This is a genomic window from Streptomyces sp. NBC_00443 (genome assembly GCF_036014175.1).
In the GTDB taxonomy this organism is placed as follows: domain Bacteria; phylum Actinomycetota; class Actinomycetes; order Streptomycetales; family Streptomycetaceae; genus Streptomyces.
In genome coordinates, this window is the sequence record NZ_CP107917.1 from 5,335,352 (window position 1) to 5,358,946 (window position 23,595).

Below are 23,595 nucleotides of genomic sequence, written 5' to 3' on the forward strand. Positions count from 1 at the left end.
CGACATGCGCAGGGTTATCGCCCGTGTGAATCTGGTCGAGGCCCCACCGAGGGGCCAACCCCCCCACTCACTACGGGAGTGAACCCACATGGGCATGAAGGACCAGTTCAAGGAGAAGTCCGAGCAGCTGCAGGAGCGTGCGCGTCAGCACGGTCAGCAGGAGCAGGAGCAGGAGCGGGAGCGGGAGCGTCCGCAGGGGCAGCCGGAGCGTGGCCGTCCGCAGGGGCAGCCGGAGCGGGGCCGTCCGCAGCGGCCGCAGCGGGACGAGGAGTCTGACCGCATGCGTGAGGACGAGGAGCGCCTCGACCACGACTACGACCGGTAGTCAGTCGGTTCGCTGAGCGCGGGGCGCCCACTGTTCTGGTGGGTGCCCCGCGTTTTGGCTTGGAGGGGTGCGTTGTCGGGTGCGGGCCCGGTGGGGGCTGGTCGCGCCCACGCGGCGGAGCCGCACATTGATACAGCCCCGCGCCCCTGAGGAGGTGGGTGCCACCGCACCTCAAGAACGCGGCGGCAATTTTGGTCTTGACCGGTCCGGTACGTGTGCGTAATCCGGCGGTGTCGCCGGGGGGTTGGTCTCCAACAGCTCCAGCGCCAGTTCCACCGCGTCCTTCAGCTGTGCATGCTTCCCCTCCGCCCAGTCCAGCGGCGTCCGCAGGACCTCGACGTCCGGGCTCACCCCCTTGTTCTCGATGCTCCAGCCGTACGCGTCGAACCAGGCCGCGTTCATCGGGACCGTGATCACCGTGCCGTCGCCCAGGCGGTGGCGGCCGGTCATGCCGACGACTCCGCCCCAGGTGCGCTGGCCCACTACCGGGCCCAGTTTGAGGAGTTTGAAGGCGGCCGTGATCATGTCCCCGTCGGAGGAGGTCGCCTCGTCGGCGAGGGCGACGACCGGGCCGCGCGGGGCGTTCGAGGCGTACGACACCGGCTGGGCGTTGCGGGTGAGGTCCCAGCCGAGGATCGTGCGGGTGAGTTTCTCCACGACCAGCTCGCTGATGTGGCCGCCCGCGTTGCCGCGTACGTCCACGATCAGTGCGGGGCGGGACATCTCCATGCGCAGGTCCCGGTTGAACTGGGCCCAGCCCGAGCCGCCCATGTCCGGGATGTGGAGGTAGCCGCAGCGGCCGCCGCTCAAGTCCCTTACGACGGCACGGCGTTTGGCGACCCAGTCCTGGTAGCGCAGGGGGCGTTCGTCGATGAGGGGGACCACCGCCACGCGGCGTGCCCGGCCCGCCTCGCCCTCTGCCGGCGTGAACGTCAGCTCCACCGTCGTGCCGCCGGCGCCGGCCAGGAGGGGGTAGGGCCCGGTGACCGGGTCCACGGGGCGGCCGTCGACGTGGGTGAGGACCGCGCCTTCCCGGATTCCGGTGCCTGCCAGCGGGGAGCGGGCCTTGGAGTCGGAGGACTCGCCGGGGAGGATGCGCTTGACCATCCAGCCCTCGTCGCGGCGTACGAAGTTGGCGCCGAGCAGGCCCTGCCAGCGCTGGTAGTGGGCCGGGCCCTCGTTGCGGCGGGCTGCGGAGACGTAGGCGTGTGACGTGCCGAGTTCGCCGAGGACCTCGCGGAGCAGGTCCGCGAACTCGTCGGGGGAGGCGACCCGTTCCACGAGCGGGCGGTACTGGGCGAGGACCGCGTCCCAGTCGATGCCGCACATCTCCGGCTCCCAGAAGTACGCCCGGATCAGCCGGCCCGCCTCCGCGTAGGACTGCCTCCACTCCGCCGTCGGGTCGACCTGGTGCAGGATGCGGCGCAGGTCGATCCACACCGTCGTGTCACTGTCGCCGGACTCGGAGGCCGGAACACCTCGCAGGTCGTTCTCGTCGACCAGGACCAGCCGGGTGCCGTCGCCGCTCACCGCGAACCAGTCGAGATGGTCGACGAGTTCGGACTTCTTCGCCTTGCTGATGCTGAAGTGTTCGAGGGTCGGCCGGCCGGTCATGTCGTCCGGGTTGGCGAACGTCTCGCCCAGCGCGCCCGAGATCGGCCAGCGCAGCCACACCAGTCCGCCGCCCGCGACCGGGTACAGCGCCGAGTACTTGGATGCGGTGACCGGGAAGGGAGTGACGCGGCTCTCCAGGCCCTCGATCTCGACGGTCGGTGCGCCGCCGTCCCCGCCCTCCTCGTCCTCGACCGGGTCCAGGCCGCCGGCCGCGGGGCGGCCCTCCGGGTTGAGGGCGAAGGGGGAGGGGGTCGCGGAGGACAGGGGGACCAGGTAGGGGCGGCAGCCCAGCGGGAAGGACAGGTCGCCGGTGTGGACGTCGTACACGGGGTCGAAGCCGCGCCAGGAGAGGAAGGCCAGGTAGCGGCCGTCCCGCGTGAACACCGGATTCTCGTCCTCGAAGCGGCCGTTGGTGACGTCGACGATCATCCGGTCCTTTATGCGGGCCAGCTTGATCTGGCGGAGGGTGCGGCCGATGCCGGGGTGGGACCACGTCAGCCAGCTGCCGTCCGGGGAGAAGGCCAGGTCCCGCACCGGGCCGTTGACGGACCGGATCAGCTCGGTGACCTCGCCGTTGGAGTCCTCCGTCACGTCCAGGAGCAGGAGGCGTCCGTCGTGCGCGGCGATCGCGACGCGCTCGCCCTGCGGGTCGGCGACCATCTCCAGGACCCGGCCCAGCTCGCCCGAGGCCAGTCGGCGGGGTTCGCGGTCGCCGGTCGCCCTGGGCAGGTAGGCGATCTCGACGGCGTCCTCGCCCTCGGCGTCCGTCACGTACGCGACCTGGCCGACCGAGCCGAGCATCTCCGGGAGCCGGACGCGTACACCCGGGGTGTCGCTGATCGTGCGGGCGGGGCCGTCCCGGTGGGTGAGCCAGTACAGGCTGCCGCGTACGACCACGGCGCTCGCGCGGCCCGTCTCGTCCACGGAGATGCCGTCGACGTGCTGGGCGGTCGGCACCTGGTAGGGACGGCGGCCCGCGCGCGGTCCGCTCAGGCGTACGTCGAGCCGGCGCGGCTCGGAGTCCGCGGCGAGGTCGTCCACGATCCACAGGTCGCCCGCGCACTGGTACACCACCCGGGTGCCGTCACTGGCGGCGTGCCGGGCGTAGAAGGCGTCGTGGTCGGTGTGCCGGCGCAGGCCGGAGCCGTCGTACGCGCACGAGTAGAGGTTGCCGATGCCCTCGTGGTCGGAGAGGAAGGCGATCCGGCCGCCGACGAACATGGGGGAGGCGAGGTGGCCGCCGATGTCCGCGAGCAGGCGTTCGCCGTGCAGCCACAGCCTGCCCGTGGCGCCGCCCCGGTAGCGCTTCCAGGAGGCCGGTTCGTGCGGCGGGGTGCCGGTCAGGAGCAGGGACTTGCGCTCGCCGTCGAGGTCGGCGACCTGGAGGTCGGAGCAGGGGCCCCAGGGGAGCTTGCGGCCGGGATCGCCGTCCGGGCGGACCTTGTAGGCCCAGGTGAAGTGGGAGAAGGGCTCGCCGTGCGAGGCGACGGCGAGGATCACGCCGTCGGGGGTCCAGCCGCACACCTGGGTGTCGGCCGAGCCCCAGTGGGTGAGCTGGCGGCCGTGGCCGCCGTCCACCGGGACGAGGTGGATCTCGGGGACCAGGCTGCGCCAGCTCGTGTACGCGATGTGGCGGCCGTCGGGGGAGAAGCGGGGGTGGCCGCTCTTGGTGCGGTCCACGGTGAGCCGCCAGGCGCGGGCCGGGCCGTCGAGGGGGGCCAGCCACAGGTCGTCCTCGGCCACGAAGCACAGCAGGTCGTCATGGAGGTGCGGCAGGCGCAGATAGCTCACCTACCCATGCTTTTCCCGAGGGCGGACCTGAGCAACTCGTGACATGCCCGGCATAAGGGTGCGCGTGACCCAGGACACGAACGAAACCGTTTCGTTTCGCTCGCGGAGTGGGGTACCTTCTAGGTGTACGAAACCGTGTCGTTCGGAGTGGGAAGGTGAGAGCCATGACTGAGGCGGCAACGGCACGTCGCAGTCGGATCACCCCTGAGCGCGAGGCCGAGTTGTACGAGGCCGTGCTCGACCTGCTCCGGGAAGTCGGCTACGACGCCCTCACCATGGACGCCGTGGCGGCCCGCACCCGGTCCAGCAAGGCGACGCTCTACCGTCAGTGGGGCGGCAAGCCGGAGCTGGTGGCGAAGGCGATCCGGCACAACAAGCCGGGGAACATCGCCGACGTCGACACCGGGTCCCTGCGGGGCGACCTCCACGCCCTCACATCACGCGAGGACGACTGCCACATGCAGCAGAACGCCGCGCTGATGCGGGGTCTGTTCATGGCGGTGCACGCCAACCCCGACCTTCTGAGGGCCTTCAAGGAACTGCTCATCGAGCCGGAGATGGAGGAGTTCAACCGGGTGGTCCAGCGGGCCGTCGACCGCGGCGAGGTCCGCGCCGACTGCCCCGCGCTGGACTACGTGGTGCACATGCTCGTCGGCGCGTTCGCCACCCGCACCCTGATCGACGACCGGCCGCCGACGCAGTCCTTCCTCATGTCGTACATCGACGCCGTGGTCCTCCCCGCCCTCGGCGCGCCCACCCACTGACAGTCCCCTGAGCAAGCCCTCCACCTGACGTATCCGCTCACGTCGTCGGGCTGATGACCCCTGCCCACGCACCAATCCACGACCTGACCGGGAGACGCCCTCGTGGCCACGTTCCTCTACAAACTCGGCCGGCTCGCCTTCAGGCGACGGCATTTCGTCGCCCTCATATGGGTCGCGCTGCTCACCCTCGCCGGTGTGGGTGCGGCCAGCGCGCCCGCCGCGGGCACGACGTCCTTCTCGATCCCCGGCACCGAGGCACAGAAGGCCTTCGACCTGCTGGAACAGCGCTTCCCCGGCATGAGTGCCGACGGCGCCACCGCCCGGGTCGTCTTCAAGGCGCCGGACGGGCAGAAGATGACGGACGCCGGCAACAAGGCGACCGTCGAGGACACCGTCAAGGAGCTGTCCGACGGCTCCGAGGTGGCCTCCGTCGCCGACCCGTACACCGCGAAGGCCGTCAGCAAGGACGGCACGGTCGCGTACGCGTCGGTGAAGTACGACGTCTCCGGCATGGAACTGCAGGACTCCTCGCGCGACGCCCTGGAGGACGCCGCGCAGGACGCGCGGGACGCCGGGCTCACCGTGGAGATCGGCGGTGACGCGCTCCAGACGGTGCCGCACACCGGTGCCACGGAGATCATCGGCATCGGGGTCGCCGCGGTGGTCCTCGTCATCACCTTCGGCTCGCTGATCGCGGCCGGGCTCCCGCTGCTGACCGCCCTGATCGGTGTCGGCATCGGCATCTCGACGATCACGGCCCTGGCGAGCGCGCTGGAGCTGGGCTCCACGACCTCGACGCTGGCGATGATGATCGGCCTGGCGGTCGGCATCGACTACGCCCTGTTCATCGTCTCCCGCTACCGCGCCGAACTGGCCGAGGGCCGCGAACGCGAGGAGGCGGCCGGCCGGGCCGTCGGCACCGCGGGCTCCGCGGTGGTCTTCGCCGGTCTGACGGTGGTCATCGCGCTGGTCGGCCTGTCGGTCGTCAACATCCCGATGCTGACGAAGATGGGCATCGCGGCAGCCGGCACGGTCGTGATCGCGGTGCTGATCGCGCTGACGATGATCCCGGCCCTGCTCGGGTACGCCGGCAAGAAGGTGCAGCCCGCCGGGAAGAAGAGCCGGTGGATGGGCGGCAGGCGGGCCGAGAAGAAGGCGGCCTCCGGCAGCGGGGCGGGCAGGCCGGCCAAGCCGAACCTGGGCACCCGCTGGGCCAGCTTCGTCGTACGCCGTCCGATCGCCATCCTCCTCCTGGGTGTCGTGGGCCTCGGCGCCGCGGCCATCCCCGCGAGCTCCCTCGAACTCGGTCTCGGCGACGACGGTTCGCAGCCGACGTCCACCACGCAGCGGCGTGCGTACGACCTCCTGTCCGACGGCTTCGGGCCCGGCTTCAACGGCCCGCTGATGGTCGTGGTCGACGCCAAGGGCAGCGCCGATCCGGACGCCGCCTTCAAGCAGGTCGGCGACGACATCAAGGGCATCGAGAACGTCGTGGCGGTGGCGCCGGCGACGCCCAACAAGGCGGGCGACACAGCGACGATCACGGTGATCCCGGACGCCAAGCCGTCGTCCGTCACCACCGAGGACCTGGTCCACGCCATCCGCGGCAAGGGCGCGGAGGTGAAGGCCGACACGGACGCGACCGTGCTGGTCACCGGCTCCACGGCGATGAACATCGACGTCTCGGAGAAGCTGAACGACGCGCTGCTGCCGTATCTGGCGCTGGTGGTCGGCCTCGCCTTCCTGCTCCTGATCGTGGTCTTCCGTTCGATCCTGGTCCCGCTGAAGGCGGCGCTCGGCTTCCTGCTGAGCGTGATGGCGGCGCTGGGCGCGGTGGTCGCGGTCTTCCAGTGGGGCTGGTTCGCGGGCCTCCTGGGCGTGGAGGAGACCGGCCCGGTGATGTCGATGATGCCGATCTTCATGGTCGGCGTGGTCTTCGGTCTGGCGATGGACTACGAGGTGTTCCTCGTGACGCGGATGCGCGAGGCGTACGTCCACGGCGAGAAGCCGAGCCAGGCGGTGGTGACCGGGTTCAAGTACGGCGCGAGGGTCGTCTCGGCCGCGGCCGTGATCATGATGGCGGTCTTCGCGGGCTTCATCGGCTCGTCCGAGTCCATGGTCAAGATGATCGGCTTCGGCCTGGCGATCGCGGTCTTCTTCGACGCGTTCATCGTGCGGATGGCCATCGTCCCGGCGGTCCTGGCCCTGCTCGGCAAGAAGGCCTGGTGGCTCCCGAAGTGGCTGGACCGTGCCCTGCCGAACGTGGACGTGGAGGGCGAGGGCCTGCGCACGGACGCCGAGGCGAAGGGGTCCGAGGACCCCGACGAGGACCGGGCGCTGGTGCGCGCCTGACGGGCCGCCTCTGAAGTACCACCTTGAGGTGACAGGCCGGCCGGTGAGGGCTCCGTGGGGACGGGTTGCCCTCACCGGCTTCTGTGCGATGAGCGAACTGCGGCCTCAAGACCGGCGAGACGTCGACCACATAACGGAATCGAAGGTCGCGCACCCGTGTTGGGATGACTGTCGAAGGCGGACGAACCGGCCGCGGAACGAGACACTCGCAGGGGAGCACGGGCGTGGACGTGAACGGCGCAGTGGCCGAGGGCTTCGAGCCGGTCCGGGAGGCGTTCATACGGAACTTCGGCACCCTCGGGGAGCGCGGCGCGGCCGTCGCCGTGTACCTGGACGGGCGCAAGGTCGCCGACCTGTGGGCCGGCACGAAGGACGTCGACGGCACGCAGCCGTGGCAGCACGGCACCGCGCAGGTCGTGCGCTCGGCGACCAAGGGCGTCGCCGCCGCCGTCCCCCTGATCCTGCGGCAGCGTGGGCAGCTGGACCTGGACGCGCCGGTGGGTGAGTACTGGCCGGAGTTCAAGGCGCACGGCAAGGAGCGCCTGCTGGTCCGGCATGTGCTGAACCACCGCGCCGGGCTCCCGGTGCTCGACCGCCCGCTCACGCCCGAGGAGGCGCTGGACCCCCACCGCGGCCCCGAGGCCGTGGCTGCTCAGGCTCCCGCGTGGGTACCGGGTACCGATCACGGCTATCACGCGCTGACGTACGGCTGGCTGCTGGACGAGCTGGTGCGCCGGGTGACCGGGCGGTGGGCCGGCGAGTGGCTCGCGGCGGAGATCGCCGGTCCGCTCGGCCTGGACCTGTGGCTCGGGCTGCCGGAGTCCGAGGCGGGCCGGGTGGGCCGTACCGGCCGCGTCGAGGGACCCGAGCCGGCGGGCGGGCTCCGTGCCCGTCCGAGGCGCTCGGTCACCGAGGCCTACCAGGACCCGGCCTCCCTCACGCGCCGCGCCTTCGCCGCGATCACCCCCTTCCCCGACCAGAACGACCCCGCCTACCGTGCCGCCGCCCTCCCCGCGACGAACGGCATCGCGACGGCCGACGGACTGGCCCGCTTCTACGCCGCGCTCATCGGCGAGGTCGACGGGGTACGGCTCTTCGACCCGGCGACGGTGGAGCTGGCGCGGGCCGAGGAGTCGGCGGGGCAGGACCGCGTCCTGGTGGTCAACACCCGTTTCGGTCTTGGTTACATGCTGCACGGCAGCGCGTCCCCGCTGCTGGGTCCGGGTTCCTTCGGCCACCCGGGCCGCGGCGGCGCCCTCGGCTTCGCCGACCCGGAGACGGGGATCGCCTTCGGCTATGTGACGAACGGCTTCCGCAAGACGGTGACGGCGGACCCGAGGGCGCAGGCGTTGATACGGGCGGTGCGGGCGGCGCTCCCCTAGCGTGCGGTTGTCGCGTGGCGTGCAGTGTTCGCGCGGCGGGCGGTTCAGACGTGGATGGGGTGGGACGTACGCCCCGACGCCTGGTCGATCTCGCTGTGCGCCTTGGTGAGCATCTGCATCGCGAGCTCGTTCAGCGCACGGGCGCCGGCGATCTCCTCGCCGACGCGTGGCTGATTCGAGTCCGTGTGGTGCCGTGCGGCGTGTCCGTGCGCGCGTACCTCGCTGCCGTCGGGGAGCCGCACCATCGCGACCGCCCGCGTGTGGGTCTCGTCCTCCTGGAACTCCATCTCGACATGCCATCCCACAGTGGTCTGCACCATGACGATCACCTCCGGAATCTCTGCTTCCAGGGTGCGCCTCGGAGAGTGCCGCCGCACAGTCAATATGGGGTGCCTGTTGCCGGAGGGGACGCCGGGGTGCAAAGAGCGCAACTCGGGATCAGTGAGACTCGGCACATCCGCTTCGGGGACCGGCTTCGCCCTGCTTCCATGGAGATGTCGCGTTCCATGGAGATGTCGTGCGCCGGACCTGGCCCCGCCGTCACCGCCACCTCCCCCGTTAACCGCACAGGGCCATATCGAGGACATGCGCTGCTGCTTCTCCGCCCACCTCCCCGCTCTCGCAGCACTGTCGGCCTTCCCCGGCCCCTGCGAGGTGCTGCGCTCCGGTGCCCGCCTCGCCCCCGCCCTGCTGCGCTCGGCCTCCGCCGCCATGCAGCGGGCCCGCTCGCACCACCCCGACGCCCTGACCGCCGTCAACCTCGAACTGGTCACCCTCACCGAGGACAGCGCCGTCATCACCTGGTACACCGGCATCCCCGGCACCGACGACGGCCTGGGCCACCCCCTCCCCGCGATCACCGAGGGCGAGGTCGTCTACGGCACGCACCCCTCCCGGCTCAACCGCACCGCGTCCGTCGACCTGCCGACCGCCCATCACCAGGTCGAGCTCACGGACCTGGAGCCGGGGCAGACGTACTACTACCAGGCCCGCTCACGGGGCGTGACCGCCACACCCACGCCGCTGCATCTGGTGCGCGGCAACGCGGTGGGCACGTCGACGTTCGGGTTCGGCGCGAGCGGCGGGCCGTACTCCTTCACCACCCCGCAGCCCCCGCCCGGCCGGCACCTGCTGTCCATCGCGCTCTGCAACGACCTGCACCTCGGCGAGACCACCGCCGGCCTGGTCGGCGGCCTGCCCCTGCTGCGCGGGGTGCCGCAACAGCCGGGACGCGCACCGTATCCGGAGCTGATGAGCCGCGCCCTGGTCGAGGAGGCCCGGCGGCGCGGGGCGGACCTGCTGCTGGCCGGGGGCGACATCTCGGCCGGCGGCGCGGCGCACGACCTGGGCGAGGCCCGGCGGATCCTGGACGGCTTCGGCACCCACGGGCAGGACTACTTCGTCGTACGCGGCAATCACGACCGCTCCGTCGACAACTCCACCTTCCGCACCGCCTTCCCCGGCCTGACGGGCAGCGACGGAACCGGGTACTTCGCCCGTGACCTCGGCGGGCTGCGGATCATCGGCCTCGACACCTACGTCAAGACCGGCAACGGCGCCGACGCGGGCGGCCTAGGACCCGAGCAACTGGCCTGGTTCCAGGCCGGTTTGAGGGAGGCGCCGGATCAGCCGACGGTGGTGTTCGGCCACCATCCGCTGACCGTGCGGGACTCCGTGTTCCCGGTGACCCGCGGCCAGTGCCTGGAGCGCCGCCAGGCCCGCACCATCGTCGACGCCTACGCGTCCGCGCCCGGCGTCTTCCTCCACCATGCGGGCCACACCCACCGCAACAAGCGCACCGTGCTGGTGCGCGCCCCGCACGTCATCCAGCAGGAGGTCGCCGCCGCCAAGGAGTACCCCGGCGGCTTCACCCTGTTGCGCATCCACTCCGGCGGCTACGCCCTCAACCACTACAAGGCCGGCGACCTGGCGGCCCGGCAGTGGAGCGAGCGCAGCCGCCGGGTGGCCGCGGGTCTGTGGCCGCACCACGCCCTGGGCCGCTCGGTCACCGACCGCAACAGCGTCGCGGCACACGACCTCTCGGGCGTCACACCGCCCTCACCGCTCTCGCGTAGCGTGAATCGCGGGTGACGGTGAGTGTCCGTAGCATCCGAGTATGGCGACCCTCTGGGACCTCATGCGGGACTGCATCCCCGACGACCATGCCCGACAGGTCACCTCGCGGCACTACGTCGACGAGGTGATGGGCGCCCCCGGCGCGCCCGGGCTGGTCGTCGACCTGGGGTGCGGCCGCGGCACGTCGGCCGCGCTCTTCCGTAAGCACGACCCCGAGGTGCGGTGGGTCGGGATCGACATCCGCGACTCACCCGAGGCGGGCCAGCGCACGCCCGGCGGTGACCCGGTGGTGCACTACGACGGCGTCCGTCTTCCGCTCGCCTGCGACTCGCTGCCGCTGATCTACTCGCACCAGGTCTTCGAACACGTCGCCCGCCCGCGCGAACTGCTCGCGGAGATCGCCCGGGTGCTGGCGCCCGGCGGCTGCTTCATCGGATCGACGTCCCAGTTCGAGCCGTACCACTCCTTCAGCCTGTGGAACTACACGCCGTACGGCTTCCGGGTGCTGGTCGAGGAGGCGGGGCTCGCGCTGGAGGAGATCCGGCCCTCGCTCGACGGGGTGGCGCTGATCATGCGCAGCTACCTCGGCAGGCCGCCGGAGTACAGCCGTTACTGGGACGAGCAGTCCCCGCTCAACTCCGAGATCGACCAGTGGGCGCGGCACGGCCGCCGCAGGACGGCCCTGGTGAACCTGCGGAAGCTCACCTACTGCGGCCAGTTCGCGTTCCGGGTGGGCAAGCCGACGCATGCCCAGGCCGCCGCACTTCCGGTGCAAGATCTCGAAACTCGGCGCGCCGCAGGATGATTTGGGGCATTTCTTACTTAATCTCCCTTAATCGTAAGGGGTCACCCCTTCACGCACTGCATCCCCCTCACTCCACCGGAGATGACATGCACAAGCTTCGTAAGGCCGCCGTCCTGGTCGCCGCCCTCAGCACTGTCGGGCTCCTGGGCGCCGGCACGGCCCACGCCGCCGGCGACGACTACAAAGTCCAGCAGAGCACCCAGTGCAAGTCCCACGACCTGAACATCGACATCCTCGGCGTCGTCGGTCTGCTCAACGGCGTGCTGGGCAACGGCCTCAACGGCGAGGGCGACTCGGGCAGCCAGAGCACGCACCTCGGCTCGACGATGGGCTGCAACAACAGCGCCTTCTGAGTCACCGGCTCGGCAGCACCAGAGGTAACAGGCGGTCAGCGAACGGCTGGCCGCCTGTCTGGTACCCAGCCCCTGGCTGTCAGCCGTTCAGGGCGCGGCGCCTGCGCGAGACAGCGATCAGGGCTGTCCCTGTGGCCAAAGCCACCCCCGCGGTGCCGGCCATGAGCCCGATGGCGCCGGAGCGGCCGGTGTCGGCCAGGCGGGGAGACCCGGCGCGGGTGGCGTCGAGGATGATCTCGGTCACCGCTTCGGGTGCGGTGAGGAACGCCGCGTGCGGTGCGTCGACCTCGACCGTACGTGCGCCGGCTCGCTTGGCCATGAAGCGTTCGTTGGCGGTTCCGATGGTGCGGTCGTCGGTGGCGACGAGGTACCAGGACGGAATCGTCCTCCAGGCAGGGGCCTTGGAGCGATCGGTATTGGTGGCGGGAGTGGCGGGACGCTGGCCTGCCGCAAGGACGGCGGCGGTGGTGGCATCCAGCCGGTCGCTCAGGAAGACGTCGCTGAACTTGTCGGGCTTGATGTAGAAGTCGATGCCGCCGTTGGCCGGGGGGATGGGGACCGCGTTGAGTGCGGTGGGTACCTGGGCGCCGGGGTCGTCGGTGAGGTGGCTGCCGGGGTACTTGGCGAGGAGTTCGGCCGTCGTCTCCCCGGTGTCGGGAGCAAAGCCGGCTATGTAGACCAGGGACTTCACGTTCTGATTGCCCGTGGCGGCATTCGTGATCACTGCCCCGCCGTAGGAGTGACCCACCAGCACGATCGGTCCCTTGATGCTCTTGAGGAAGGCGGCGAGGTAGGCGGAGTCCCCGGACAGGCCGCGCAGCGGGTTGGCCGGGGCGACAACGGTGTAGCCGTCTCCTTGCAAGCTCTTGATGACCTGGTTCCAGCCCGAGGCGTCGGCCCACGCACCGTGCACCAGCACGATGGTGGGCTTGCCCCCGCCGGCGCCGGAGCCGCCGTCGGCGGTGGACGCGGCGGCGGGGGCCGGGGGTATGAGCGCGGCTGCGGGCAAGAGCAGCGCAAGACCGCACGCGAGGCGGGAGGTCTTGAGCAGGTTCGCTGTCATGGCCACTCTTTCTGTCGGGTGGTGGCGGGGCCATGACGAGTCTGCTGGCGCGGTGATCACTGTGCGCGATGGAAGAGGTCATTGGAGTGATGTCCGGGAGCCGGGCGCGAGCTGCGGAGGAACGCCGAACGGCCGGCCACCTGTCCGGCGCCCCAGTTCCTAGCCGGTGTGCAGCATCAGCCCGATGCCCACGACGAGCAGCGCGGCCGCCGCGATCCGCGGCGCCCCGAACCGCTCCTTGAAGAACACCGCCCCGATCGCGGCCCCCACGATGATGGAGGACTCCCGCAGGGCGGCGATCGGCGCCAGTTCGGCCTTCGTCTGCGCCCACAGGACCAGCGCGTACGCGGTGACGGACAGCGCGGCACCCAGCAGTCCCAGCGCGGCGAACGGCCGCAGCACGGCGACCGTCCGTCCGCGCCAGCGCCAGACCGCGTACGCCGGGATGACGAGCCCCTCGACCACCATCAGCCAGGCGATGTAACCGAGGGACGACCCGGAGGCCCGTACGCCCAGCCCGTCGATGACGGTGTACGCCGCGATGCTCAGCCCCGTCGCCAGCGCGGCCCCGATCGCGGCCCAGTTGGGCCGGCGTCCGCGCAGCCCCCACAGGGCGACGCCGGTCAGTCCCGCGCAGGACAGGGCGATGCCGGCGGCCGCCCAGCCGTTCGGCACCTCGTGCGCGAACACGGCCGCCAGCACGGCGACCACGAGCGGCGCGGTGCCGCGTGCGAGGGGGTAGGCCTGCCCGAAGTCGCCCAGCTGGAAGGACTTCATCAGCAGCGCGAAGTAGACGATGTGGACGAGGGCGGAGGCGAGCAGATACGGCCATGCATCGGCCGCCGGGAACGCCCCGAAGGGCATCAGGGCCAGCCCGATCACCGCCCCGCCGCCCGCGATGAGCGTGAACCCCACCAGCTTTTCAGTGATCTTGTGGGCGATGGCGTTCCAGCCGGCGTGCGTGACGGCCGCGAGCAGGACGGCGGCCGTGACCAGAGGGGTCACGAAGTCTGCTCGCGCACGTCCACCAGGGAGGCACCGGCATGGGCGACCAGGTCCAAGGGCGCCATGGGGAAGACCACGTGCGGGTTCCCGGCGGCGGCCCAGACGACGTCGTGCCCCAGCAGCGACCGATCGGCGAGCACGCGCGTCTTCGTACGGTGCCCGAAGGGCGGTACGCCCCCGATGGCGTACCCGGTGTTCTCCCGCACGACGTCGACCTTGGCCCGTGTGACCTTCTCGGCGCCGAGTTCGTTCCGCACGAGCTCCAGGTCGACCCGGGACGCCCCGTCCATCAGGACCAGCACGGGGACCCCGTCCGCCGCAAAGATCAGCGACTTGCAGATCTCACTGAGCTCGCACCCGATCGCGGCGGCGGCCTCGGCCGCGGTACGGGTCGCGTCCGGGAACCGGCGCATCCGGGCGTTCAGATCGCTCAGCCCGAGCTCGTGCAGAGCCTCGGCGAAACGTGGGTGGGCATGTGTTTCCGATGCTTCCGAGGACGTCATGCCCGGCAGGCTAGCCGTCGGATACGTGTGTCACGAACGAATTCCAGGTGCTGAGAGAGCGGGACCTCAGCCGAGCAGGATCGTGACGTCGATGTTGCCCCGGGTCGCGTTGGAGTACGGGCAGATCTCGTGCGCCGCGTCCACCAGCTTGGCGGCGAGACCCGCGTCCAGCACCGGCAGGGAGACGCTGAGGGCGACCGCGAGGCCGTAGCCGCGTTGCTTGTTGGGGCCGATGCCGACCTTCGCGGCGACCGTGGAACCGGTGAGGTCGTAGCCCTCGCGGTTGCCGACGAGGATGAGCGCGTTGTGGAAGCAGGTGCTGTAGCCGGCGGCGAACAGCTGCTCGGGGTTGGTGCCGTTGCCGTCGCCGCCCAGTTCCGGGGGCATCGTGACCTTGAGCTCGATCTGGCCGTCCTGGCTGGTGACATAGCCGTCCCGGCCGCCGTGCGCGGTGGCTTCGGCGACGTACATGATCTTCGTCGGACGGGTGTCGACGACGGTGCCCTCGTCGGTCATGGTTGGCCCTCCCCCCAGACGGCGCGCATCGGAAAAGGCGCGCACAAGTGCATTGCGCACAAGGTACTGGCCGGTAGGTCGGTCGCCGTTGCCAGGGGGTGGGAACCGGGGGTAACCCGAGTTCAGGGGGTGGGGTTCGCGGTGGGGTGTGCTCGGTGCGTGAGCTGCCACAGCTCCTCGCGCAGGCGCGCGACTCCCGTCGCGTCGAGCCCCGTCGCGTCGAGCACTGAGCCGGGCACGCACCTCGCGCGCTCCCGCAGCTCCGCCCCGCGCCCGGTGACGGCCACGAGCACGGACCGCTCGTCCCGCGCCGACCGCTCACGCCGTACCAGGCCGGCCGCCTCCAGCCGCTTCAGCAGGGGGGAGACGGTGCCGTAGTCGAGCCGCAGCGCGGCGGCCAGCTCCTTCACCGTCGTCTCGCCCCGCTCCCACAGGACCAGCAGCACCAGGTACTGCGGGTAGGTGAGGCCGAGTTCGTCGAGGAGCGGGCGGTAGGCGGCCGTCACCGCTCGCTGGGCGGCGTACAGCGCGAAGCAGAGCTGGTCGTCCAGGGACAGCGACCCCGCGTCCTCTTGATGCGTCACGCGCCCATTGTCACGGACCGCGGGTCGAATCCGAACGGCAGCTCGAGGCGATGGGCCCGCATCAGCTCGTCGTCCGCCAGGAGTTCGGCCGTCTTCCCGTCCGCCGCGATCACGCCCTCGCTCAGGATCAGGGAGCGTGGGCACAGCTCCAGGGCGTATGGCAGGTCGTGCGTGACCATCAGGACGGTGACGTCCAACGAGCGCAGGATGTCGGCCAGTTCGCGGCGGGAGGCGGGGTCGAGGTTGGAGGAGGGCTCGTCCAGGACGAGGATCTCCGGCTCCATCGCCAGAACGGTCGCCACCGCGACCCGGCGCCGCTGGCCGAAGGAGAGGTGGTGCGGCGGGCGGTCCTTGAACTCCGCCATGCCGACTCGCTCCAGCGCCCGGTCGACGCGTTCCTCCAGCTCCGGCCCCTTCAGCCCGGCCGCCGCCGGCCCGAACGCGACGTCCTCGCGGACCGTCGGCATGAACAGCTGGTCGTCCGGGTCCTGGAACACGATCCCGACCCGGCGCCGGATCTCGGCCATGTGCTGCTTGCCGACGGGCAGTCCGGCGACCCTCACGGTGCCGGTACCGCCGGTCAGGATGCCGTTGAGGTGCAGGACGAGGGTCGTCTTGCCGGCGCCGTTCGGGCCGAGCAGCGCCACCCGCTCGCCGCGCGCGATGGTGAAGTCCACGCCGAACAGGGCCTGGTGGCCGTCGGGGTAGGCGAAGGCGAGGCCGGAGACGTCCAGGGAAGCAGTACTCACAGGGTCCATCCCAACACGCAGACGACAAGGGCGGCGAAGGGCAGCGCGAGGGCGTACGACCACTGCGCCCGGGACGCGGTCACGTCGTCGATCACCGGCATCGATCCGGCGTACCCCCGGCTGATCATGGCCAGATGCACGCGCTCGCCACGCTCGTACGAGCGGATGAACAGCGCGCCCGCCGACTTCGCGAGCACGCCCCAGTGCCGCACGCCCTTCGCCTCGAAGCCGCGCGACTCCCGTGCTATGCGCATCCGCCGCATCTCGTCGGCGATGACATCGCCGTACCGGATCATGAAGGACGCGATCTGCACGAGAAGGGGCGGGAGTTTCAGCCGCTGCAGGCCCAGCAGGAGTTCGCGCAGCTCGGTGGTGGAGGCGAGGAGTACGGAGGCGGCGACGCCCAGGGTGCCCTTCGCGAGCACGTTCCAGGCGCCCCACAGTCCGCTGACGCTCAGCGACATGCCCAGCACCTCGACCTGCTCGCCCTCCGCCACGAACGGCAGCAGCACGGCGAACGCGACGAACGGCACCTCGATCAGCAGCCTCTTGAGCAGAAACCCGGCGGGCACGCGCGCGACACCGGCGACGACCGTGAGCAGCACGGCGTACAGGCCGAACGCCCACATCGCCTCCCGCGGCGTCGACACCACGACCACCACGAACGCGAACGTCGCGGCGAGCTTGGTGTGCGGCGGCAGGCCGTGCACGGGCGAGTGCCCGTGCCGGTAGAGCCTGTGCGCGTGCCCGGCGCCCATGCCGGACCTCAGACGTTCGTGCTCGTGGGCGACACGTCGGCGGCCTCGTCCGTACGACGCCGGCGCACCGCCCAGAAGATGCCGGTGCCCGCGACGACGGTCACGCCGACGCCGATCACGCCGGCGAGACCGCCGGACAGCCGGACGTTGTCGACGTCCTTGACGCCGTAGTCGGCCAGCGGGGAGTCGGCGTTGGCATGCTCGTCGGCGGACTCGATGAACCCCTTGTCCTCGGCGACCTTCTCCAGACCGTCGGGGCTGGCGGAGGCGTAGAAGCTGACGAACCCGGCGAGGACGAGGGAGGTGGCCAGACCGCTGATCCACAGGGTGCGGTGCGAGGTCCGGGCCGCGACCGGCTGCTCGGCCTCGGCTCCGGGAGCGTCGACGAGCTCGCCGCCGACCCGCAGCTTCAGCGGCTGCCGCAGGTCACGGGCGCCGTACACGAGGTCCGGGCGTACGGCGATGACGGCGCCGATCGTCAGCGCGGTGATCGCGGCCTCGCCGATGCCGATCAGGAGGTGGACGCCGCCCATGGCGGTGGCGACCTTGCCGATCGGGACGTCGGTGGTGCCGCCGATCCAGAACAGCAGGGTGAACGCGAGCGCCGCGGCCGGCACCGACACCAGCGCGGAGACGAAGGAGGCGGCGGTGATGGAGCGACGGGTCTTCGGCAGGACCTTCACCAGGCCCCGGAAGACCGCGTAGGCGACGACGACGCCGACGATCGCCATGTTGGTGATGTTGACGCCGAGCGCGGTGAGGCCGCCGTCAGCGAAGAGGATGCCCTGCATCAGCAGGACGACGGAGATGCACAGCGCGCCGGTGTAGGGGCCGACGAGTATCGCGGCCAGGGCACCGCCGAGCAGATGTCCGCTGGTCCCGGCCGCGACGGGGAAGTTCAGCATCTGCACGGCGAAGATGAAGGCGGCCACCAGGCCGGCCAACGGGGCCGTCCGCTCGTCGAGTTCACGGCGTGCGCCGCGCAGGCTCACCGCGACGGCGGCTGCGGCGACCACTCCGGTCACGGCGGAGGTCGGGGCGTCTATGAATCCGTCAGGTACGTGCACCCTTCGATGGTGTGGCTTGATGCGAACCATTCGCAAGAGCGTCTCACTCTCTGTTGTAAACACGAGATAAGCCGCTCCGGAGGGTGTAATCCCGGAAATATGGGACATTGAAGGGGAAGCGGATGCACAGTTTCCGCCTAGGTGGCGCACGGTAAGGGGTCGTCCGATGTCCGTAGTCGAGCAGTATGCGCGAGCCCATATCGTCACGGACGCGGACCTCCTGGCGGAGGAACAGGACGCCGTGCCGGTCGTCCTGAAGTACGACCCCGACACCGACCCGCGTGCGGTGTGTGTCAGGTTGCCCGGCCGCCAGGCACACGAGTGGACCTTCTCGCGCTCCCTGCTGGAGCAGGGGCTGCGGGCTCCCGCGGGCAGCGGAGAGATAAGGGTGTGGCCGTGCGGCCGGGTGCAGGCCGTGGTGGAGTTCCACTCCGCGCAGGGTGTCTCGGTGGTGCAGTTCGAGACGAAGGCCCTGATGAGGTTCCTGCGGCGGACCTACCTGGCCGCCGCGCCGGCCGCCCCCGTCGAGCGTGAGGCCCAGCTGAGGAGCTGAGTCTCAGCCGCCCAGCTTCAGCAGTTCCGCCACGATCGGGCCCGCCGTCTCGCCGCCGTGGCCGCCCGCCTGGACGACGCCCGCCGCCGCGAGGTCGCCCCGGTACGCGGTGAACCAGCCGTTCGGCTTCTTCTGCCCGTCGACCTCCGCAGAGCCGGTCTTCGCACCGACGTCACCGGTGACCCCGGACATCGCCTCCGCCGCCGTGCCGTAGGCCGCCGTGTAGGACATCAGCTCGCGCAGCTGCGACAGCGAGGACGCGGACATCGTGCGGGAAGCCTTGGCGAGTGTGCGGTCGTCGACCGACGGATCCACCAGGTACGGCTGCTTGAAGCTGCCCGTCTTGATGGTCGCGGAGACCGACGCCATGTTCAGTGGGTTCATCCGCACCCCGCCCTGGCCGATCAGCGAGGCCGCCATCTGGGCCTGCGACTGGACGGGGACGGAGCCGTCGAAGGTGGGGACGCCGACGGACCAGTTGTTCAGGGAGAGGCCGAAGACCTGCTGGGCCTGCTTGGTCAGGCTGTCGTTGTCCAGCTCGGGCGCCTGGCTGATGAAGGCCGTGTTGCAGGAGCGGGCGAAGCTCGCCTTGAAGGTGCCGCCCTTGATCTCGAACTTGTCGTCGTTCTGGAACTTCCAGTGCCCGTACGTGAAGTACTTCGGGCAGGGGTGCTCCTTGTCGGCCTCCGCCAGGCCCTTCTCGATCAGCAGCGACGAGGTGATGACCTTCATGGTGGAGCCGGGCGCGAGGGAGCCCTGGAAAGCGATGTTGAAGCCGTGGGAGGAGTTCGCGACCGCCATGATCTCGCCGGTCGAGGGGCGCAGCGCGACCACTGACGCCTTCGACTTGGCGGCCACCTGCTTCTCCGCGGCGGCCTGCAGCGTCGGGCTCAGCGTCGTCTCCACCGTGCCCGGCGTGCCCTTGCTCAGCTCCACCAGGGTCTTGTCGGACAGCTCGGCCTTCTTGGACTCCTTGCCCCGGATCACCTGGAGCTCGATGCCCGCCTTGCCGCCCGCCTTCTCGCCGTACTTCTCGCGCAGCCCGTCCAGGACCGAGCCCAGCGACGGGTACTCGTCCTCCGTCAGCTCACCGCCGTCCCGGTCGAGGGCCTTGACCGGCGGGGTGCCGGACTCGCCGGTGACGAGGGTGTCGCCGTCCTTCAGGTCGGGGTGGACGACCGCGGAGTGCCACTCGACGAGCGGCTTGCCGTCCTCGGCCCGCCGCACGACCGTCAGCGCACTGTCGTACGTCAGCGGTTTGCTGGTCCCCTTGTACGACACCGTGCCCTTCACGGAGAAGGGGACCTTGGCGCCCGTGCGGGTGCCGGCGGTGACGGTGACGTCCTTGATGTGGGCGTCCTTGGTGTAGCCGGCCAGCAGGGCCTTGGCGGCCGTCGTGTCGTCCGTGGCGGCAGCCGCCTCGGTCACCTTGCCCTGCTGCCAGGCGGTGAGGAACTCCCGGGTCGCGGTCGTGACCTCCGTCGCCGACAGCGGGCCGGTCTTGACGGACTTGGCCTTCTCCGAGCTCGACGACTGCGCACCGTTCTCGGCGGCGGATCCGCTGCCCAGCAGTGCGTAGACGCCGATCCCGGTGCCGCCGAGGACCACGGCGATCATCCCGCCGAGCACGGCGGGGTTGGTCTTCCGTCGCTCGGCGACGCGCCTTCTGTTGCCCACTGCTTTCCGTTCCCTCGCGTATTCCAGGGCCCCCGCCGCCCCGCCTGCCTCACGCATACCAACGACGACGACCACCCTAGAGTCCCGTGCCGCGAGGGATAAGTTCACCCGGACGCTCGTAGCACGGCTGCGACAATCGGCCCGGCCGCGTCGCTGCCGTGGCCGCCCTGCTGGGACATGGCCGCGGCCGTCACATCATTGCGGAATCCGGTGAACCAGCTGTCGGAGGTGGCCTCCCCGTCGACCTCGGCGGACCCGGTCTTCGCGCCGATGTCGCCGCCGAGCCCGGACATGACCTGCACGGCGGTGCCCTGGGGCGCGGTCGCGGTCAGCCGCATCATCTGCTTCAGCTGGGAGGCGGTACTCGCCGGCAGCCCCTTGGCGGTGGCGAGTTGACGGTCGTCGAGGTCGGGTGAGACCAGATACGGCTGCCGGAACTGGCCGGTGATCGCGGTGGCTGTGACCGACGCCATGTTCAGCGGGTTCATCTGGACCTGGCCCTGGCCGATGGCGTTCGCGGCTCGGTCCGGGCCGGTGGCGGCGGGGACGCTGCCGTCGAAGGAGCTGACACCGGTCTTCCAGTCGCCGCCGAGCCCGAACCGCTCCTGGGCCTCCGTCGTCAGCGAGGCGTCGGTGAGCGGCTCCTCGTCGACGAGCTTGATGAAGGCCGTGTTGCAGGAGCGCGCGAAGCCGCCTGCGAGCGTGGCGCCGGCGGTCTCGTCCGGCTTGAGGCCCGTGAGGTTCTTGAAGGTCTGGCTCTGCCAGGTCGCCGTGTCCGGGCAGGGCGCCGGGCCGTTCATCGTGGTCACGCCGTTGTCGATGAGCATCGCCGCGGTGATGATCTTCATCGTGGAGCCGGGCGGGACGCGCCCTTCGAAGGCCGCGTTGAAGGCGTCCTCACGGTGGTTCGCCACCGCCAGCACCTCGCCGGTGCTCGGCTTGAGGGCCACGACGGAGGACTGGGCGTACTGCTTCACGGCCTTCTCGGCCGCCGCCTGCACGCTGGCGCTGAGCGTCGTCCGCAGCTTGCCGGGCTTGCCCTTCGCGAGGGTCAGCAGCGAGGTGTCCGGCGACTCGTCGGCGTGCCGGATCGCCAGCTCGACGCCGGGCGAGCCGCCCGCCTTGCTGCCGTACCTGTCGCGCAGGGTGTCCAGGACCGGGCCGAGTGAGGGGTACTTGTCCTTCGTGAGCACAGTGCCGGTGCGGTCGACGGCCTCGATGGGCGGGGCGGCCGCCTCGCCGGTGACGAGGCGATCGTTCCTCTTCAGCTGCGGATGGATCACGGTGGGCTGCCAGTCGACGAGGGCCCTCCCGGTGGTGCGGCCGCGGACGACGGTGAGCTCGCTCTTGTAGGACAGCGGCTCGGACTTGCCGTCGTACGACACCTTCGCCTTCACGGCGTAGGGCACGGTATCGCCGTTCGCCTTGCCGGGCGTGATCTGCACGCCGGTGATGTGCGCGTCCTGGCCGTAGGACCTGAGCACCGAGGCGGCTGCCGCGTTGTTGTTCGTCAGCTCCGCCGCCTGCGCCGCCTGCCCCTTCTCCCAGGCCGCGAAGAACTTCGCGGTGGTCTCCTCGACCTCGTCCGCACTCGGCGGCCCGGACCGCACCGGCGCGGGCCCGCCCTGTCCGGTCGCCCCACCGCCGTTCAACGCCGACATGATGTTGTACGCGCCGTACCCGGCACCGCCCACCATCACGGCGAACACGCCGCCTATGACGGCGACTTTGACCCCCTTGGACATGGTCCCCTCCCCGTTTTTCATCCACCGCACTGTAAGTGGCATGAGGGAAAGGTGTGAGAGGTGTTTTCTTTTGTTGGCCGAACTATTGACCGAAGAGTGACTGTTTGGCCGGTCAGACCCAGGTGTCCAGCCACATCCGCGACCGCCAGTCGTCGACCGGGATCGCCGTGCCCGTGTAGATCGGCCAGAAGTAGATGAAGTTCCAGGCGATCAGCAGCACCAGCACGCCCGCGCCCGTGGCGCCCGCCACCCGGCGGGTGTCCCCGGCGCGTGGGGGGCCGATGATCGCGCCCAGGAGCATGGCCACGGCAAGGCAGAGGAAGGGCAGGAAGACGATGGCGTAGAAGAAGAAGATGGTGCGTTCCTGGTAGAGGAACCAGGGGAGGTAGCCGGCCACGACACCGCAGGCGATGGCGCCGGCGCGCCAGTCACGGCGGAAGGCCCAGCGCCACAGGACGTACAGGACCGCGAAGGCGGCCACCCACCACAGCAGCGGCGTGCCGAGGGCCAGCACCTCGCGGGCGCACTTCTCGCCCGCGTCGACGGGGCAGCCGTCCTTGCCGGGGGTGGGGGACTCGTAGAAGTACGACACCGGGCGGCCGACGACCAGCCAGCTCCACGGGTTGGACTGGTAGGTGTGCGGGGACGACAGGCCGACGTGGAACTCGTACACCTGGTGCTCGTAGTGCCACAGGCTCAGCCACCAGTCGGGGAACAGCCAGGACCAGCTGCTGCTGCGGCCGTTCGCGCTCGCCCAGTCGCGGTAGTAGCCGCCGCTGCCGTTCGTGGCGGAGAGGATCCAGCCGGCCCAGGAGGCGATGTAGGTGACGATCGCCACCGGCACGGTCGCGAGGAACGCGAGGCCCAGGTCGTGCCTGAGCACCGCCAGGTAGGGGTGGCGGGCACCGGCGACCTTGCGGGCACCGACGTCCCAGAGGACCGTCAGCAGGCCGAACGCGACCAGGAAGTACAGGCCGTTCCACTTGGTGCCGATGGCCAGGCCCAGCATCAGGCCCGCCGTCCAGCGCCAGGGGCGCCAGCCGAGGCGCAGGGTCCCGGCGATGTGCGCGTCGGGGCGGACCCGGCCGTCGGGGTCGGCCGGCAGCGCGGCCGCGAGTTTCGCGCGCGCCCTGTCCCGGTCGAGGACGAGGCAGCCGAACGCCGCCAGCACGAAGAACATCAGCACCCCGTCGAGCAGCGAGGTGCGGGCCATCACGAAGGCCAGCCCGTCCACCGCCATCAGCGTGCCCGCGAGGCAGCCGAGGAAGGTGGAGCGGAAGATACGGCGGCCGATGCGGCACAGCATCAGCACGGCCAGCGTCCCCAGCAGCGCCGTCATGAACCGCCAGCCGAACGGGTTGAACCCGAACATCAGCTCGCCGAGCCCGATGACGTACTTGCCGACCGGCGGATGCACCACGTACGCCGCGTCGGTCGGGATCTGGACCTGGTCGCCGACCTTGAGGATCAGGTCGTTGGCGTTCTTGTCCCAGTTGACCTCGAAACCGCGGTGGACGAGCGCCCAGGCGTCCTTGGCGTAGTACGTCTCGTCGAATATCACCGCCTTCGGGTTGCCCAGGTTCCAGAACCGCGTCACTCCCGCCAGCAGCGTCACCAGCAGCGGGCCGATCCAGCCCGACCAGCGCGCGATCCGCTCGGCGAGCGGGCGCGGGACGCCGAGGAACTGCCACATCCGCGGGCTGGGCTGGACGTAAGGCGGCACGAGCCGGTCGCGGACGTCGCTGCCGGGCGACGCCGTGTAGCCGAATCGGCGCAGCCGCTGCTGCCACGACGGCCGCTGCTCGTGGGTCGCCTGGCCCTGCCGGGTGTCCGTGGAGGACGCGGTACTGGTCACCGCGCCATCGTAGGGAACACGTCTGTGACAGTCGCGCGGATGCGCCCTGCGAGGATGG

21 protein-coding genes are annotated in these 23,595 nt (G+C 70.7%); 8 read left to right on the forward strand and 13 right to left on the reverse strand.

Translation table 11 applies throughout. The features are described from left to right. The first annotated feature begins 88 nt into the window (after window positions 1-88). Window positions 89-325 carry a hypothetical protein gene (locus tag OHO27_RS24265; RefSeq protein WP_328427094.1) on the forward strand — a complete coding sequence of 79 codons (237 nt, stop codon included), beginning with the start codon at window positions 89-91 and terminating at the stop codon, window positions 323-325. Between the two features lie 171 nt (window positions 326-496). Here OHO27_RS24265 and OHO27_RS24270 read toward each other — a convergent pair whose 3' ends face one another. Then, on the reverse strand, window positions 497-3,730 hold the full coding sequence (locus OHO27_RS24270; RefSeq protein WP_328427095.1) for a S41 family peptidase: 3,234 nt from the start codon (window positions 3,728-3,730) through the stop codon (window positions 497-499). A gap of 164 nt (window positions 3,731-3,894) precedes the next feature. Here OHO27_RS24270 and OHO27_RS24275 point away from each other — a divergent pair, with 164 nt between their 5' ends. The 3 genes from OHO27_RS24275 (at window position 3,895) to OHO27_RS24285 (ending at window position 8,228) form a co-directional block, all read left to right on the forward strand. Next, window positions 3,895-4,494, forward strand: coding sequence for a TetR/AcrR family transcriptional regulator (locus OHO27_RS24275; protein WP_328427096.1), 600 nt, complete (start codon window positions 3,895-3,897; stop codon window positions 4,492-4,494). Window positions 4,495-4,596: 102 nt separating this feature from the next. After that, window positions 4,597-6,846 carry an MMPL family transporter gene (locus OHO27_RS24280; RefSeq protein ID WP_328427097.1) on the forward strand — a complete coding sequence of 750 codons (2,250 nt, stop codon included), beginning with the start codon at window positions 4,597-4,599 and terminating at the stop codon, window positions 6,844-6,846. Between the two features lie 224 nt (window positions 6,847-7,070). Then, on the forward strand, window positions 7,071-8,228 hold the full coding sequence (locus OHO27_RS24285; RefSeq protein WP_328427098.1) for a serine hydrolase domain-containing protein: 1,158 nt from the start codon (window positions 7,071-7,073) through the stop codon (window positions 8,226-8,228). Between the two features lie 44 nt (window positions 8,229-8,272). On the opposite strand, the gene OHO27_RS24290 is transcribed toward OHO27_RS24285, so the two are convergent. Then, a complete protein-coding gene (locus OHO27_RS24290) occupies window positions 8,273-8,548 on the reverse strand; it encodes a DUF1876 domain-containing protein (protein ID WP_328427099.1) in 276 nt (91 codons plus the stop codon). 265 nt (window positions 8,549-8,813) lie between these two features. On the opposite strand from OHO27_RS24290, the gene OHO27_RS24295 reads away from it, so the two are divergent. From OHO27_RS24295 to OHO27_RS24305, 3 genes are all read left to right on the forward strand, one after another. Continuing rightward, a complete protein-coding gene (locus tag OHO27_RS24295; protein ID WP_328427100.1) occupies window positions 8,814-10,319 on the forward strand; it encodes a metallophosphoesterase family protein in 1,506 nt (501 codons plus the stop codon). 25 nt (window positions 10,320-10,344) lie between these two features. After that, complete coding sequence (locus tag OHO27_RS24300) at window positions 10,345-11,109, forward strand: class I SAM-dependent methyltransferase (RefSeq protein ID WP_328427101.1); 765 nt, start codon at window positions 10,345-10,347, stop codon at window positions 11,107-11,109. Window positions 11,110-11,195: 86 nt separating this feature from the next. Continuing rightward, the gene (locus OHO27_RS24305; RefSeq protein WP_328427102.1) at window positions 11,196-11,462 is read left to right on the forward strand and encodes a hypothetical protein; all 267 of its coding nucleotides are present in this window, start codon (window positions 11,196-11,198) and stop codon (window positions 11,460-11,462) included. 79 nt (window positions 11,463-11,541) lie between these two features. On the opposite strand, the gene OHO27_RS24310 is transcribed toward OHO27_RS24305, so the two are convergent. The 8 genes from OHO27_RS24310 to OHO27_RS24345 form a co-directional block, all read right to left on the reverse strand. Further along, window positions 11,542-12,525: an alpha/beta fold hydrolase gene (locus tag OHO27_RS24310; RefSeq protein ID WP_328427103.1), complete on the reverse strand. Its 984-nt coding sequence runs from the start codon at window positions 12,523-12,525 to the stop codon at window positions 11,542-11,544. A 159-nt stretch (window positions 12,526-12,684) separates the two neighbouring features. Beyond that, window positions 12,685-13,530 (reverse strand): EamA family transporter, encoded by an 846-nt coding sequence (locus tag OHO27_RS24315; RefSeq protein WP_328427104.1) that lies wholly within the window; start codon window positions 13,528-13,530, stop codon window positions 12,685-12,687. After that, window positions 13,527-14,033: a YbaK/EbsC family protein gene (locus tag OHO27_RS24320; RefSeq protein ID WP_328427105.1), complete on the reverse strand. Its 507-nt coding sequence runs from the start codon at window positions 14,031-14,033 to the stop codon at window positions 13,527-13,529. The genes OHO27_RS24315 and OHO27_RS24320 overlap by 4 nt, the downstream gene beginning before the upstream one ends. Before the next feature lie 66 nt (window positions 14,034-14,099). Continuing rightward, window positions 14,100-14,549 (reverse strand): organic hydroperoxide resistance protein, encoded by a 450-nt coding sequence (locus tag OHO27_RS24325; RefSeq protein WP_328427106.1) that lies wholly within the window; start codon window positions 14,547-14,549, stop codon window positions 14,100-14,102. Between the two features lie 122 nt (window positions 14,550-14,671). Continuing rightward, window positions 14,672-15,133: a MarR family winged helix-turn-helix transcriptional regulator gene (locus OHO27_RS24330; RefSeq protein ID WP_328427107.1), complete on the reverse strand. Its 462-nt coding sequence runs from the start codon at window positions 15,131-15,133 to the stop codon at window positions 14,672-14,674. Beyond that, window positions 15,130-15,891: an energy-coupling factor ABC transporter ATP-binding protein gene (locus OHO27_RS24335; protein ID WP_328427108.1), complete on the reverse strand. Its 762-nt coding sequence runs from the start codon at window positions 15,889-15,891 to the stop codon at window positions 15,130-15,132. The genes OHO27_RS24330 and OHO27_RS24335 overlap by 4 nt, the downstream gene beginning before the upstream one ends. Then, the gene (gene cbiQ / locus OHO27_RS24340; RefSeq protein WP_328427109.1) at window positions 15,879-16,640 is read right to left on the reverse strand and encodes a cobalt ECF transporter T component CbiQ; all 762 of its coding nucleotides are present in this window, start codon (window positions 16,638-16,640) and stop codon (window positions 15,879-15,881) included. The genes OHO27_RS24335 and cbiQ overlap by 13 nt, the downstream gene beginning before the upstream one ends. A gap of 8 nt (window positions 16,641-16,648) precedes the next feature. Beyond that, window positions 16,649-17,707 carry an energy-coupling factor ABC transporter permease gene (locus tag OHO27_RS24345; protein WP_328427110.1) on the reverse strand — a complete coding sequence of 353 codons (1,059 nt, stop codon included), beginning with the start codon at window positions 17,705-17,707 and terminating at the stop codon, window positions 16,649-16,651. A 166-nt stretch (window positions 17,708-17,873) separates the two neighbouring features. Between OHO27_RS24345 and OHO27_RS24350 the strand changes: the two genes are divergently transcribed. Beyond that, complete coding sequence (locus OHO27_RS24350; protein ID WP_328427111.1) at window positions 17,874-18,260, forward strand: SsgA family sporulation/cell division regulator; 387 nt, start codon at window positions 17,874-17,876, stop codon at window positions 18,258-18,260. A 3-nt stretch (window positions 18,261-18,263) separates the two neighbouring features. Here the strand turns inward: OHO27_RS24350 and OHO27_RS24355 are convergent, their stop codons facing one another. The 3 genes from OHO27_RS24355 to OHO27_RS24365 form a co-directional block, all read right to left on the reverse strand. After that, window positions 18,264-19,937, reverse strand: a complete 1,674-nt coding sequence (locus tag OHO27_RS24355; protein ID WP_328427112.1) for a penicillin-binding transpeptidase domain-containing protein — start codon at window positions 19,935-19,937, stop codon at window positions 18,264-18,266. A gap of 104 nt (window positions 19,938-20,041) precedes the next feature. Further along, a complete protein-coding gene (locus OHO27_RS24360) occupies window positions 20,042-21,682 on the reverse strand; it encodes a penicillin-binding transpeptidase domain-containing protein (protein ID WP_328427113.1) in 1,641 nt (546 codons plus the stop codon). Window positions 21,683-21,794: 112 nt separating this feature from the next. After that, complete coding sequence (locus OHO27_RS24365; protein WP_328427114.1) at window positions 21,795-23,537, reverse strand: dolichyl-phosphate-mannose--protein mannosyltransferase; 1,743 nt, start codon at window positions 23,535-23,537, stop codon at window positions 21,795-21,797. Window positions 23,538-23,595: the final 58 nt, after the last annotated feature.

Excerpts from the sequence above, each read along its gene's own strand:
- OHO27_RS24310 (WP_328427103.1), bottom strand. The coding sequence starts at position 12,525 with ATGACAGCGAACCTGCTCAAGACCTCCCGCCTCGCGTGCGGTCTTGCG.
- OHO27_RS24360 (WP_328427113.1), bottom strand. The coding sequence starts at position 21,682 with ATGTCCAAGGGGGTCAAAGTCGCCGTCATAGGCGGCGTGTTCGCCGTG.
- OHO27_RS24335 (WP_328427108.1), bottom strand. The coding sequence starts at position 15,891 with ATGGACCCTGTGAGTACTGCTTCCCTGGACGTCTCCGGCCTCGCCTTC.
- cbiQ (WP_328427109.1), bottom strand. The coding sequence starts at position 16,640 with ATGGGCGCCGGGCACGCGCACAGGCTCTACCGGCACGGGCACTCGCCC.
- OHO27_RS24350 (WP_328427111.1), top strand. The coding sequence starts at position 17,874 with ATGTCCGTAGTCGAGCAGTATGCGCGAGCCCATATCGTCACGGACGCG.
- OHO27_RS24325 (WP_328427106.1), bottom strand. The coding sequence starts at position 14,549 with ATGACCGACGAGGGCACCGTCGTCGACACCCGTCCGACGAAGATCATG.
- OHO27_RS24305 (WP_328427102.1), top strand. The coding sequence starts at position 11,196 with ATGCACAAGCTTCGTAAGGCCGCCGTCCTGGTCGCCGCCCTCAGCACT.
- OHO27_RS24275 (WP_328427096.1), top strand. The coding sequence starts at position 3,895 with ATGACTGAGGCGGCAACGGCACGTCGCAGTCGGATCACCCCTGAGCGC.
- OHO27_RS24320 (WP_328427105.1), bottom strand. The coding sequence starts at position 14,033 with ATGACGTCCTCGGAAGCATCGGAAACACATGCCCACCCACGTTTCGCC.
- OHO27_RS24300 (WP_328427101.1), top strand. The coding sequence starts at position 10,345 with ATGGCGACCCTCTGGGACCTCATGCGGGACTGCATCCCCGACGACCAT.
- OHO27_RS24290 (WP_328427099.1), bottom strand. The coding sequence starts at position 8,548 with ATGGTGCAGACCACTGTGGGATGGCATGTCGAGATGGAGTTCCAGGAG.
- OHO27_RS24265 (WP_328427094.1), top strand. The coding sequence starts at position 89 with ATGGGCATGAAGGACCAGTTCAAGGAGAAGTCCGAGCAGCTGCAGGAG.
- OHO27_RS24295 (WP_328427100.1), top strand. The coding sequence starts at position 8,814 with ATGCGCTGCTGCTTCTCCGCCCACCTCCCCGCTCTCGCAGCACTGTCG.